Annotated in this window: 11 protein-coding genes; 1 reads left to right on the top strand and 10 read right to left on the bottom strand. The window is 53.5% G+C overall.

What is annotated here, in order from left to right; genetic code table 11:
• Window positions 1-5: 5 nt before the first annotated feature.
• The 6 genes from queA to ACFVVF_RS26115 form a co-directional block, all read right to left on the bottom strand.
• The gene (queA, locus tag ACFVVF_RS26140; protein WP_387815768.1) at window positions 6-1,052 is read right to left on the bottom strand and encodes a tRNA preQ1(34) S-adenosylmethionine ribosyltransferase-isomerase QueA; all 1,047 of its coding nucleotides are present in this window, start codon (window positions 1,050-1,052) and stop codon (window positions 6-8) included.
• Window positions 1,053-1,059: 7 nt separating this feature from the next.
• Window positions 1,060-3,153 carry a SpoIID/LytB domain-containing protein gene (locus tag ACFVVF_RS26135; RefSeq protein WP_387815766.1) on the bottom strand — a complete coding sequence of 698 codons (2,094 nt, stop codon included), beginning with the start codon at window positions 3,151-3,153 and terminating at the stop codon, window positions 1,060-1,062.
• Window positions 3,154-3,215: 62 nt separating this feature from the next.
• Entirely contained in the window at window positions 3,216-4,217 is a 1,002-nt protein-coding gene (gene ruvB / locus ACFVVF_RS26130) for a Holliday junction branch migration DNA helicase RuvB (protein WP_387815764.1), read from the bottom strand.
• A gap of 19 nt (window positions 4,218-4,236) precedes the next feature.
• On the bottom strand, window positions 4,237-4,872 hold the full coding sequence (gene ruvA, locus ACFVVF_RS26125; protein ID WP_387815762.1) for a Holliday junction branch migration protein RuvA: 636 nt from the start codon (window positions 4,870-4,872) through the stop codon (window positions 4,237-4,239).
• Window positions 4,869-5,369 carry a crossover junction endodeoxyribonuclease RuvC gene (ruvC, locus tag ACFVVF_RS26120; protein WP_042164705.1) on the bottom strand — a complete coding sequence of 167 codons (501 nt, stop codon included), beginning with the start codon at window positions 5,367-5,369 and terminating at the stop codon, window positions 4,869-4,871. Before ruvC ends, ruvA begins: the two co-directional genes overlap by 4 nt.
• A gap of 315 nt (window positions 5,370-5,684) precedes the next feature.
• Window positions 5,685-6,332, bottom strand: a complete 648-nt coding sequence (locus tag ACFVVF_RS26115) for a BofC C-terminal domain-containing protein (protein WP_387815760.1) — start codon at window positions 6,330-6,332, stop codon at window positions 5,685-5,687.
• Window positions 6,333-7,521: 1,189 nt separating this feature from the next.
• Here ACFVVF_RS26115 and ACFVVF_RS26105 point away from each other — a divergent pair.
• Entirely contained in the window at window positions 7,522-7,839 is a 318-nt protein-coding gene (locus tag ACFVVF_RS26105; RefSeq protein ID WP_387815944.1) for a Cys-every-fifth RiPP peptide CefA, read from the top strand.
• 1,211 nt (window positions 7,840-9,050) lie between these two features.
• On the opposite strand, the gene pheA is transcribed toward ACFVVF_RS26105, so the two are convergent.
• From pheA to ACFVVF_RS26080, 4 genes are read right to left on the bottom strand one after another with little or no spacing between them, the layout of a single operon-like run.
• Entirely contained in the window at window positions 9,051-9,926 is an 876-nt protein-coding gene (pheA, locus tag ACFVVF_RS26095; protein ID WP_387815758.1) for a prephenate dehydratase, read from the bottom strand.
• Window positions 9,923-10,903, bottom strand: a complete 981-nt coding sequence (thrB, locus tag ACFVVF_RS26090) for a homoserine kinase (protein ID WP_387815756.1) — start codon at window positions 10,901-10,903, stop codon at window positions 9,923-9,925. Before thrB ends, pheA begins: the two co-directional genes overlap by 4 nt.
• A 38-nt stretch (window positions 10,904-10,941) precedes the next feature.
• Window positions 10,942-12,228 carry a homoserine dehydrogenase gene (locus ACFVVF_RS26085; protein ID WP_387815754.1) on the bottom strand — a complete coding sequence of 429 codons (1,287 nt, stop codon included), beginning with the start codon at window positions 12,226-12,228 and terminating at the stop codon, window positions 10,942-10,944.
• Between the two features lie 48 nt (window positions 12,229-12,276).
• Window positions 12,277-12,714, bottom strand: a complete 438-nt coding sequence (locus ACFVVF_RS26080) for an ACT domain-containing protein (protein WP_042164717.1) — start codon at window positions 12,712-12,714, stop codon at window positions 12,277-12,279.
• Between the last annotated feature and the right edge of the window lie 410 nt (window positions 12,715-13,124).

Genomic DNA, 13,124 nt, shown 5'->3' with positions numbered 1-13,124 from the left:
AAATTCTAATAGATAATCATAGCGTCGCCGAAGCTGAAAAACCGGTACTGCTCCGCGACCGCTTCTTTATATGCATTCATGATGGACTCGCGGCCCGCAAGCGCGCTGACGAGCATCACAAGCGTCGATTTCGGCAAATGGAAATTCGTAATGAGCGAATCGACCAGCTTGAACGTATAGCCCGGGAAAATAAAAATGTCGGTCCAGCCGCTGCATGCCTGAATCGGCCCGCCTTCGAACCTTACCGCAACTGTCTCCAGCGTACGCGCCGAAGTTGTCCCTACTGCAATCACTTTATGTCCGCTCGCTTTTGCCTCGTTAATAATACGTGCGTTTTCCGAATTGAGTTCATAAAATTCAGAATGCATCTCATGTTCCTCGACTTTGTCCACCGACATCGGCCGAAACGTGCCTAACCCGACATGAAGCGTTACGAAAGCGAGCTTGATGCCCTTGTCCTTAAGCTTCTGCAAGAAAGGCTCGGTGAAATGCAGCCCGGCAGTCGGAGCTGCAGCTGAGCCTTCATGCTTCGCATAAACGGTCTGATACCGCTCGCGCTCCTCCAGCCGCTCCTTAATATACGGCGGAAGCGGCATTTCGCCAAGGCGGTCAAGCAGCTCTTGGAAAATCCCTTCGTAATGAAAACGGATCGTACGCCCGCCCATTTCTCCTTCGCTTTCGGCAACGGCCCGAAGCAAAGGACCTCCGTTGCCGTCATCGCCGAACCATACTTCCGATCCGGTTTTGAGCCGTTTCGCCGGCTTGGCCAGCGCTTCCCATCTATCGCCTTCCAGCTGGCGGAGCAGCAACAGCTCGACCTTCCCGCCCGTTTCAGGCTTCATGCCCATCAATCTTGCCGGGATAACTCTCGTATCATTCAATACGAGAACATCCCCTTCGTTCATATAATCAGCGACGTCGGTAAAACGACGATGCGCCAGCTCCCCCGAATGCCGGCTCAACGCCAGCAGTCTGGAATCCGTCCGGGTCGCAAGCGGCGTCTGGGCAATCAAATGCTCAGGCAGCTCGAAGTCAAATAAATCTACATTCACGATTCAATCATTCCTTAGCGATGGTTACATCTTTATAGTAGTATTTCAAAATATAGGAATAGTCATACCCTTGCTGTGCGAGACCTAGCGCTCCGTATTGAGACAAGCCAGCACCGTGGCCGTTGCCTGTGCCGATAAAGCGGTAAGCGGCATCCTTCGTCGTCGCCCGGACTTTGCCCTCTCCATTCATGACGAAGGTGTTGCCGTCAGCCTGCTTGACGCTTCCGTCAGCGCCTATCACATAAACGGACTGGGACGCGTTTGTTTTCGTGCGTTTTTCCCCGCCGGCGCCCAGCATAGCGACCTTTCCGGTCTCGTCAATCTGGAACAGAGTGCTCGGCAAACCTCCCAGAGCGGAACGCAAGCCGTCCGGATATTTGATCGGCAGCACGGTGCCGTTCACTTTCATCTCCGTAACACGCCCTGACTGCCCTTGCTTGCTGACTTCAAGTGAATAAATCGGCCCGCCTACAGCTGAAGTCGTCTTCCCCTTCATGGAATCTACCAGCTGCTGAGAAGTAAATGGCCCTCTGATCCAGGACATTTCGTTGTTTTGTACAACACGCTCCAGCACGGCTACTTCGTCGCCGGCGTTCAGTTGACCGACTAGCGGCACTGCATCCTGAACAATTGGAAGAACGCGTACCTTCGTGCCTGCTGCGTTAACCTTCATGAGCTTAACGCCTGCAGCATTCGTTGTTCCCGTTCCATCCAGCAGGTCCTCCCGCACATATCCCGTCAAACCGCTGGATAACACGACGCGATACCAGCCATAAAGCGACTTCTCCGACGCAGCGTCGGCAGGACTTGGGACAGTTTGCAGGTAAGCGACGGAATTGCCCCAAATTTCTTTGGCGTCGGCGGACTGGCCGCCTGCGTTGGAAGAGAACAAAGCTTCAATCAGCTTGCCGTTATACAGGATCACTTCTCCCGCTGTCGCATCAACGGCTTGAATCGTTGCCGCTTTCTCCGTGCCGGTACCGCTGTAAGCCTGGCTGTTAACCGAATCAACCACATGAGCGATCTGGAAGCCAAAGCCCTGGTACAGCGCATACGTGCGGGCAGCAACTGCTTGCGACTTCAGCGCTTCAAGCGGCCAGGAAGCGACCATCTCCGCGCCAACTACCGAATACAAATATTGCTCGAATGGCAGCTCGTTGACAACAGCCAGCTTGCCGTTGAATTCGCTTAATTCGAATTCGCCTCTGTACGTCCGGCTAAACCTTTCCGTCAGCTTAATCGGATCCGATGATCCAGGCGATACCCATACCTTCGACGTTCCGGACGGGAACGCGAATTGCGTTGCCGGGTTAGCCGCTTTGCCGCTTAATGTATGATCGTTGCGGAGCAGCAAGTAAGAACCCGCTGCAGCCTGCTTCAGGCTGCTTCCTGCCGCCCCTGCCTTCTTCTTGATCAGCTCCAGCTCCGCTGCGGAAGTGGCTGCGCCTACCATAACGGTATAGCTGCCCGTACCGCGCAGTGCGGTAAACGCATCGACGCCAGCCGCTCCGAACGTTTGTGCAGCCTTGTCAGCCGCACTCTTAGACGTATAGCTGCCGCTTTCCAAATGAAGCGGACCTTGTACGGACGCTGTAATACCGCCGGAGGAGCTGCTCAGTTCACCGTCAGCGCTCCATTTTTTCAAAGCGGTCTGGCTTTCTGCCAGCGTATTATAGCTGCCTTCCGATACTTGATAGACTGTTTTCCCGCCCTTGGACAAGGAAGTGATCGCTCCGGTACCGGAAGCTGCCTGCAGACGCTTATAGGCTTTGAGCGCTGTATCGAAGCTTTCCGTCTCCGATACCAGCACTTTATAATTGTCAATTACGAACCGGGCTTGAGCGCCGGCACCTAAGCTTAACCATTGCTCCGTGCCCGAAGGCTGGCGCATGCCAACCGACAGCCCGCCTGTCGAGGATAGCGTTGCAACCGGCGTATTTACTTGATATTTCCCCGGCAATTGCAGAAAAATAGCGACTCGTATCGAATCCAGCTGCGGCACCGCGCCTTGGGACGGCTTAACCGTCCACATCGAAACGAGCAGTAATCCAATCATCGTCAAAACGATCAGCCGGCGGTACGACAAAAGCGTCGTTCTCATCCGTGTACATTCCCCTCTCCTGAGACGGCTCGCCGAATGCGGCCGTCTGGTCGTCATTTGGTTTATCTCTCTGGCACCGGAAGTCCCAGATGTCTATAGGCTTGATCGGTGGCAACCCGCCCGCGCGGCGTCCGCTGCAGAAAACCGATCTGCATCAAGTAAGGCTCATATACGTCTTCGATCGTCTGGCTTTCTTCTCCGATGGAGGCCGCAATCGTGTCCAGGCCAACCGGACGCCCGGCAAAAGTAGTCATCATTGCGAGCAGCATTTTATGGTCAATGCTGTCGAGTCCCATCGGATCGACCTGCTGCAGCTCTAATGCCGCTATGGCGATTTCATGCGTAATAATGCCGTCTCCCCGCACCTGGGCGAAATCCCGGACCCGCTTCAGCAGCCGGTTCGCGATCCGCGGCGTTCCTCTGGCGCGCATCGCAATTTCCATCGATGCCTCGCCGATAATAGAAATATCGAATATTTCCGCCGAACGGCTTACGATATAGGCCAGTTCATCAACGGTATAGAACTCCAGCCGGCTAATCACGCCGAAGCGGTCGCGCAGAGGTGCGGACAGAAGTCCGGCTCTAGTGGTCGCTCCAATGAGCGTAAACGGCGGAAGATCAAGGCGCACGGAACGTGCGCTTGGCCCCTTCCCGATCATAATGTCGAGGGCATAATCTTCCATAGCCGGATACAATACTTCTTCAACGGTACGGTGCAGCCTATGAATCTCGTCTATGAAGAGCACATCGCCCTCCTGCAGATTCGTCAACAGCGCAGCCAAATCGCCCGGCCGCTCAATTGCCGGCCCCGACGTCGTCCGCAAGTTCACGCCAAGCTCATTGGCGATAATGTTGGAGAGCGTCGTTTTGCCCAGCCCGGGCGGCCCGTAAAGCAGAACATGATCCAGCGCTTCTTTGCGGAGCTTGGCTGCATCGATATAAATTTTCAAATTTTCTTTCGCTTTGGACTGCCCGATGTATTCCGCTAAATATCGGGGGCGCAAGCTTAGCTCCATCGCCTGCTCGTCCATCATCAGGTTGGCGGATATGATTCTATCATCCAATTGCGGTCATCTCCTTCCGTTACCCTTTGAACAGCTGCTGCAAAGCCCGTTTCATCAAGGAATCGACGGTTTCCTCCGCCGTAACCGACGATTGCAGGCCATGCCATGCGCGATCCAGCTCTGCATCCGTATAGCCAAGCGAACCGAGCGCTTCCCGCGCTTCCTCCCAAGCGGTGCCGGCTCCTTGAGCATCTCCGCCTGATTTCGAAGCGGTTGGCGAAAGGCCAGCGACAGCAAGCAGACCCTCGTCGGAAATAAAGCCAGACAGCTTGTCCTTCAAGTCCAGCACCATCCGCTGTGCCGTCTTCTTCCCGATGCCCGGCAGCTTCGTCAGAAAAGTCAGATTCTCCTGATGAATAGCTGCGACGACCGCATCCGGGCGCCCTCCCGCCAATATGCCAAGCGCGACGCGCGGGCCGATGCCCGATACTTCCAGCAGCTTGCGGAACAGCGACTGTTCTTCTCTCGATTCGAAGCCGTACAGCAGAATGGCATCCTCACGCACATGATGATGAATATAGACCGTGACAGCTTCTTCCTTTGCCGCAAAAGCATAAGGGTTCGGGGTAAACACCCGATAGCCCACACCTTGTACATCCAATACGATGTATTCCGTTTCCAAATGGGCGACTAGCCCGCGTAAAAAATCGATCATCGACGCACCTCGTTTATTTTTTGCGCCATTACGGCAGAATGGGCGTGGCAAATCGCAACCGCCAGCGCATCGGCGACATCGTCCGGCTTTGGAATGGCCGAAAGCTTCAGAAACATTTTCACCATCTCCTGTACCTGGCGCTTCTCCGCTTTGCCGTAGCCAACGACAGCCTGTTTCACTTGAAGCGGCGTATATTCGGAAACTGGAAGCCCCCGTTGAGCCGCGGCCAAAATAATGACGCCCCTTGCTTGCCCAACATCAAAAGCCGTCGTTACGTTGCGGTTGAAAAACAATTTTTCAATCGCAACAGCGTCCGGCTTGTACTTGTCGATCAAGGCAACGGCCGAGTCGTATACTTGCAGCAGCCTCTCCTGAGAGGGCGTGCCCGCTGCCGTCTGAATGCAGCCGTATTGAACCGGGGTAAGCTTATGGCCGACTTTATCGATAAAACCAAAACCCGCAATGGCAATGCCGGGATCGATCCCTAAAACTCGCAAATGCCCAACTCCTTCAACGATGCGAGGCTTCAGCCTTTCGCAAACTTATGTAAGCAATAATCAATTGCCTTATGACTTCGCAACCTCCATTATAGCAAAAATTGCACCCCATGAGAACACGCGTTTGACGATTCCGGCTTGGCGACTTTTTTTGTGATCCGGCCGAGCGCTGCCAGGGGATGCGATTCCCTCCGAGTCGGCCGCTGTCAGATGCAATGCCGCTCCACATAAAAAAACCGCGAGCCCCTGGATAGGGTCCGCGGTACTAACTGAATATTATTTACAATAGGGGCGTGCTGCTGATGCTGTAATGGATTAATATGTAGCTGGCGTTAATTCTTTTTCCTCGGCCTGCAGGGCAAAGTCGCTAAATGTAGACAGCACGCTGTTATATTCATCGATATCGGACACTTTAATTCCTTGGGCAAGCTCGTCCACTTTTTCATGAGGCAGACTGCTCTCCATGTATTGAACGTCTAGCTGGAAAAACGTGCGCAGCACCTTTTCCTTGCCCGGCTCGCCTTCGAATAAGGAAAAATATCCTTTCTTGTCTAAACCAAAATAAGCGTGGGACCGGCACTCCTCGGATAGATCCTCGACCTGCTCTTGCAGCATCACGGTCTGACCGTCGCGGTCCATAACTGCCGTCCATTCCGGATGCAGGCGGAGCAGCCTTACGATTTGCTGGGAAGCAAGCCGTCCAAGCGGACTGGTCTCTTCCCCGCAAATGTATACTCGTCTAAGTGTGACCGCAAGCGGTCCATCTTGCTCCTCCAGTGCTTCAATGATGCTTGCGGGCTTCGCCTCCGCAGGCTCAACAGCCGCAGCAGCGGCTGCAGACGTGCTCCCTGCTGCCACCAATAAAGCGCACAGCCATATCGTGAAGGAGCCTAATATCCATAGCGAGCGGCGGCGACGGCGAAGACGTTTTCTGACCTGCTTCCATAAGCTGAACTCCATCATGATAAAGGCCCCTTTGCTTCATTTTGACAATAGTGTTTCCTCAGCTTCCATATCTATGCATGAAGGTTGAATATTGTCGAAAACAAGAAAAAAAGCCCCTCCGTTTGCGGTATACGGAGGGACGTTTACGTACATGATTAGCGGTTAATCCATGGCTTGCTGCCTGTTCTATGCGATCTCGAGCGGGCTGCTACTGTACGGATAACGGCTTTTTTCGGTGCCGATTTTTTAGATGCTGATTTAGGCGCTGATGATTTCACGGCTTTCACCGTCTCCGCAGCTGCAACCGGCTGCTCGATTTCATCTTCGCGTTTCCCTTTGCAGCCGCAAGGCTTTTCAGACACACCCGCTACTGTGCCAGGCCATCCCCCTACAGGCGGGAATGGAGGGAACGGCGGGAAGCCCCAGACTGGATAGCCGTAGCCGCCATATGGACCTGTCATAGCCGGAGACACCGTTCCCGGGCCGTAGCCATAGCTTACTTCAGGGCCGATGTTCGACGGGCCAATATTCGATGGACCGATGTTTGACGGGCCGATATTCGATGGGCTGATGTTCGACGGGCCGATGTTCGACGGGCCGATGTTCGACGGGCCGATGTTCGACGGGCTGATATTCGACGGACCGATGTTTGACGGGCCGATACTCGACGGACCGATGTTTGACGGGCCGATATTCGATGGGCTGATGTTCGACGGGCTGATGCTGCTGTTAGCAACACTTTCGATTGACTCGTTCGAGGCTGGCGATACTGCTGTTGGGCTCCAGCCACCATAGCCATAGCCGCCTGTTGATTCTGGCGATACTGCTGTTGGGCCCCAACCGCCATAGCCATAGCCGCCTGTTGATTCTGGCGATACTGCTGTCGGGCTCCAGCCGCCATAGCCATAGCCGCCTGTTGATTCCGGCGATACTGCCGTTGGACCCCAGCCGCCGTAGCCATAGCCGCCTGTTGATTCTGGCGATACTGCTGTCGGGCCCCAGCCGCCGTAACCATAACCGCCTGTTGATTCCGGCGATACTTCTGTCGGGCCCCAGCCGCCATAACCGTGGCCGCCTGTTGATTCTGGCGATACTGCTGTTGGACCCCAACCGCCGTAGCCATAACCGCCCGTTGATTCCGGCGATACTGCTGTTGGACCCCAGCCGCCGTAGCCATAACCGCCAAGGGAGACTGGCATCGTGCCAGGTGGACAAATCGACGGACCGATGTTTGACGGGCCGATGTTCGACGGACCAATGTTCGACGGACCGATGTTCGACGGACCAATGTTCGACGGACCGATGTTCGACGGACCAATGTTCGACGGACCAATGTTCGACGGACCAATGTTCGACGGACCAATGTTCGACGGACCAATGTTCGACGGACCAATGTTCGATGGACCAATGTTCGATGGACCAATGTTCGATGGACCGATGTTCGAATTACCGTAGCCATACCCGGAGTGAATCGGCGAAACATGCTCGCCGTGACCATAACCACCAAAAATCGGACTCGCATTAGAGGAAGCTTCTATAGCCGGGATGTTGCTTTGCTTGAACAAATCAACACTTTGCTTCAGCTCTTTTTGAACCGGCAGCTCTTTTTTACCGGCTTTTTCAGCCTTCAAAGGCTTTTCAACCGGAAGCGGCTTATTCGGCTTCACTGCAGCCGGCTGCGGGGCGGGAATGTTAGCCGGCTCCACAGGCTTCACTATAGGAGCTGTCGGTTTTTTATCTATGATTGGGCCGGTCGGCTGCTTGTTTGGAACGGCCTGCGCTACTGGTGCAGGTGCCGTCGCTATAGGTGCTGTATTCGTTTTTCCTTGAATCGGGCCGGTCGGTTTTTTGCCCCCTACCAAATTTTGAACGCCTTGGACGATCGACATCGGATGCAGCGGATGATGAGCCGCACCGGTACCAGCAGCCGGCAATTCAACCGATGCATGGCCTGCCTTCGGAATGTTGACGATCTCGCCAGTCAGCAGCACATTCGGATTTTTCAGCTGCGGGTTGGCTTTAATCATGTCCGCCAGCGGCACACCCCATGCTTTGGACAGCTTCCAGAGCGTATCGCCTTGCTTGACGACATGCTGATGCATAATGTCCCCGGCACCTCCGCCATGCGAGGATGGAATTTTGAGCTTCATCCCAACGTCCAGTGCATCCGGATTCGTTATCGTTGGATTCAGCTTCAAAATCTCTTCAATCGACACATTATGTTTCTGGCTAATAAAGTACAATGTATCGCCTTTCTTCACGACATAAATTTTCACTCGCCGAAAACCTCCTGTCACGTTCTTTGTACCACAGTCAAGGCTAATGCCCCGCTAATCATTACATCCTATGCAGAACATGGGCAGGTGTCTCCAACTTATTCGAAAAAAAATAGACGAATGTTTGCATTTGCGAAAATGTTGCTTGTCCTCTATAAAAAAAGGCGCCCCGCATATGCGGAGCACCTTCTAACCATCGGCATTTCGTACCAACATGTAAAAGTACATTTTGATTCCCCGATTTCGCTTCGAAATCAGCTTCAACATGCAAAAGTGCAGTTTAACAGGCGCCTCGAGCCTCATTTTAGCTCGATAAAGCCTCATTCACATGCACTTTTACATTTTGACAGCTAGTTTGCCTCCGAAATGGGCCAACAAACTGCATATTTGCATTTTGAAGCGCTCAGTGATGCCCTGCAAATCAACCAAATTTGAGCTCAAGAACCACCACTCTCGACTCCTAGCTCAGCTGCTCATAGGTAAAGCTCGGGTAGCTGCCGAGAATGCGAACCTGACAGCCCAGCGCCTCGATCTCCTCAAGCGCCGACGGCAGCAGCACCGTATCCAGCGCCATATCGATATCGATGTAAAAATAATACGTGCCAAGCTGCCGCTTCGTTGGACGCGACTCGATTTTGGACAAGTTGATTTTCCGCCAAGCGAACGCGGACAGCACCCGGTGAAGCGCACCCGGAAAATCATCCGGAAGCGTAATAAGAATACTCGTCTTGCGCGTCGCAGATTCCCTTGCCGTAAACGGCTCATTGCCGACAAGAAGAAAGCGGGTAAAGTTGTTGTTGTGGTCAGTAATCTCGCTGGCAAGCACATCAAGCTGCTGATTTGCAGCCGCCGTCGCCGTGCCGATTGCAGCCCAGCCGTTGTCCGGGTTATCCCGGACGATGCGCACGCCCTCAGAGGTGCTGCCCACCGTCTCCTTCTCTGCCTGCGGCATCTCCGCACGCAGAAACTGAAGGCATTGGGCGATTGCAACCGGATGGCTGAACACTTTTTTGATTTTGCTCAAATCGAGCTCGCCGTCTGGTCCGGTCAGCTCAGAGCGCCGGCCGATCAGATTCTGAATAGACGGGTATACCCACTCCGCCTGAATCGGCAAATCAACCTCATGCACGAGCCAGTCCATATGCAGGCTGACCGAGCCCTCGATCGTGTTCTCAATCGGGATAATGCTGTATTGGCTAACGTTATTGACCGTAGACAGAAACACGTCAGCGATCAAGCGGTGGTGCTTCCAAGTAACTTCTTCATTGCCGAACAGCTTTTTCGCCGCTTCATCGGAGACGGAGCCCGCCGGCAACAGCGCGATGCTCATACTCATTGCATAACCTCTCCTTTAATCCGCGACATTAGCGTCGTTCCGTCATTGATGCTGTCGGCATTCGTTTCTTCAATCCGTACTTCCGGCCCTGACACAGACGGCTCCAGCCACATCGTCTTCGCCGTTATGCCTTCCTGCTGCAGCGTCTCCAGCAGAAAACGCTCCAGCTCCGCTTTACGCGGGCTGTCCGCATCCACAAACGCAATCAGCGTCGGCCCCGCTCCGCTGAGCGCTGCCCCAAGCGCGCCGTTATCGGCAGCGCGCTCCAGAATAGCCGTCATGCCTGGAATAAGGGCTGCCCGGTAAGGCTGGTGCAGCCTGTCGCGCATCGCATGACGGATCAGGCCGAGCTCGCCGCTGGCCAAAGCGGCGACGAGCAGCGAGCTGCGGCCGACGTTGAAGACGGCGTCGGCCATGCTCACTTGAGAAGGCAGCGCATGCCGCGCCTTCTCTGTGGACAATTGAAACGCTGGGATAGCTACCAGCGTTTCCAGCTTGGGATGCGGAGCAAGCCGTACATAGTCGGCCCGCTCGCCATCCCAAGCAGAGACAACGATGCCGCCGAACAAGGACGCGCCAACGTTGTCGGGATGCCCTTCAAGCGATGTCGCAATTTGAAACAGCTTGTCTTCGCTTAACGGGCTGCCGATCAGCGCATTAGCCGCGACCAGAGCGCCGACTATTGCGGACGCGCTGCTGCCAAGACCTCTCGTCAGCGGGATCTCGCTGTACATCTCAATATGGAGCTCGGGCATTTGCACGCCCGCTTCCTTGAACACCAGCTGTGCTACTTTATAGATCAGGTTGCTTTTATCGGTCGGCAGACCCTGCATCTGCTCGCCATGCAGACGGAACGACGTCACTGTTGCAGGCGACATCTCGATCCATGAATAGAGGGAGAGTGCCATGCCCAATGTATCAAAGCCGGGGCCCAGGTTGGCTGTGCTTGCCGGCACTTTTACTAATACTCGTTTCATAGCGGGTAAAGCTCCTTTTTGCCTCGATTAGATTTGGATTAGCCTTCTACGCGATAGACGCTCTTCACCTTACGAATCACATCTAGCGATTCGAACTGCTGCAGCACTTTATTGATCGCCGCCTTGTTGGCATCATGCGTAATTACAATAATTTCGGCTTCCGGATTCAATGGGTTTGGCTGCTGAAGAACGGACTCCAGGCTTACCTCGAAATCAGCAAACACTTGCGTAATACGGGCTAACACGCCCGCCCGGTCGTCCACATGCAGCAGCAGAAAATATTTCGAAGAAATTTGCTCGTCGGATTTCAGCTTTTTCTCCTTGAAGGCCACGACGCCTTGCTTGCCGTTCACGCCCAACTTCAAGTTTTTCACCACGGCAACGAGGTCGGCTACAATGGACGTAGCTGTCGGCAGCTCGCCCGCTCCCGGGCCGTAGAACATCGTCTCGCCTACCGCTTCGCCATACACATAAACCGCGTTATACACGCCGTTAACGGATGCGATCGGATGGGATGTCTTCACCATTGTCGGCTGTACGCTGATGCTGAACTCATCATCCTGGCGCTCCGCAATGCCAAGAAGCTTCACCTCATAGCCGAGGCGCTTCGCATACAAAATGTCCTCTTTGCTCACCTTGGACATCCCTTGTACCGAAACATCATTCAAATCCACGTTGGCGCGGAAGCCAAGCGTCGACAAAATCGTCATTTTGCGGGCAGCATCCAGACCTTCCACATCGGAGGTTGGATCAGCTTCCGCGTAACCGAGCTCTTGCGCTTCTTTCAATACATCATCATATGACGCGCCTTCTTGGCTCATTTTCGTCAAAATATAATTGGTCGTACCGTTCACGATGCCCATAATCTTCGTAATCCGGTCGGAGGAAAAGCCCTCGATCAGCGTACGAATGATTGGAATGCCTCCGGCAACGCTAGCTTCATAGAAAACGTCGCAGTTATGTTCATGCGCCTTCGCCAAAATTTCTTTGCCGTGCAGCGCCATCAAATCTTTGTTCGCCGTCACGACATGCTTGCCGCTGGCCAGCGCTTCCATAATGTATTCTTTCGTATGTGTAATACCGCCCATCACTTCAACGATAACGTCAATTTCGGGATGGTGGATAATTTCCCACGGATCCTCGGTCAGCTTAGACGAATCGATCGAAATGCTGCGCGATTTATTTTTGTTATGGACGAGTACTTTCTCAATGACGATCGGGGATCCGACCTGGCCTTGCAAATCCTCTTGATGTCCCTCCACGATCCGTACGACGCCGGTCCCGACCGTACCAAGACCTAGCAATCCAACTTTAACTGGCTTCATGACATTCCCTCCACAGATCAATCGTCTCGTAAATGATTTATTATTGCATTAACCCTGCCCGATTACGGAAGCTTTGCGCACCCCTTGCTGGCTGCGGATCACTTCGATGAGCGAGGATAGATCTCCCGTCAATTGCGAAATGTCGACCGAAATCACAACATTCGCGTACCCCTGAAGCGGGATGCTCTGATTCATCGTCAGCACATTGCCTTCCAGTCCAGCCACTAAGCTGAGCACTTTGGACAATACGCCCGACCGATGCTCCAAATCCATCGAGATCGTGACGATGCGTTCCCGTTCAAGCTCATGCAGCGCATATACGCCATCTTTATACTTATAAAAAGCGCTCCGGCTCAAGCCTACCCGCTCAACGGCCTCGTGCACCGTAGCAGCTTCGCCCCGCCCGAGCATCTCTTTCACCTGGATCGTCTTCATGATCGCCTCAGGCAGCATATCTTCCCGAACGACATAATAACGTTGCGTCACTATTCGTCCTCCCTACAAAGACAAATGTTCATCTATAATGGACATTATATCGGAATCCTTCTGCCGCGGCAATAGGTTTATTGCTTGCCTCTCTATAAATCCGCTGTAGATTGCTCTATTGTTTTTTCCGTGTAAAATAGAAGCTCTGTTGCCCGCCTGTATGCTAGTTTAAATTGCGCTGCTAGAGGAACATAATGCAAAAGTGCATTTTGTTAGGCTTTAAATGACGCCAAGTTGCCTTCAAAATGCAAATGTACATTTGAAATCGGTCAAAACCGCCCCATTCATGCTTTTTAGTCCAATCAGCCTGCACTTTGGACCTCTGTCAAGAAAGTAGACACTGCTTAAGTGTATCAACTTACTTTTTTGTAATAATTCAACTCAAATTGATTGGGTGATAAATAACCCAA

Source organism: Paenibacillus sp. NPDC058174, assembly GCF_042883865.1.
Classification (GTDB): domain Bacteria; phylum Bacillota; class Bacilli; order Paenibacillales; family Paenibacillaceae; genus Pristimantibacillus.
The sequence above is the reverse complement of the archived record's forward strand: the minus strand, read 5'-3'. Positions and strand labels throughout refer to the sequence as shown.

Bases quoted from the DNA above. Each gene is read 5' to 3' on its own strand.
- pheA (WP_387815758.1), bottom strand. From the start codon at position 9,926: ATGAGTATGAGCATCGCGCTGTTGCCGGCGGGCTCCGTCTCCGATGAA.
- thrB (WP_387815756.1), bottom strand. From the start codon at position 10,903: ATGAAACGAGTATTAGTAAAAGTGCCGGCAAGCACAGCCAACCTGGGC.
- ACFVVF_RS26085 (WP_387815754.1), bottom strand. From the start codon at position 12,228: ATGAAGCCAGTTAAAGTTGGATTGCTAGGTCTTGGTACGGTCGGGACC.
- ACFVVF_RS26135 (WP_387815766.1), bottom strand. From the start codon at position 3,153: ATGAGAACGACGCTTTTGTCGTACCGCCGGCTGATCGTTTTGACGATG.
- ruvA (WP_387815762.1), bottom strand. From the start codon at position 4,872: ATGATCGATTTTTTACGCGGGCTAGTCGCCCATTTGGAAACGGAATAC.
- ACFVVF_RS26115 (WP_387815760.1), bottom strand. From the start codon at position 6,332: ATGATGGAGTTCAGCTTATGGAAGCAGGTCAGAAAACGTCTTCGCCGT.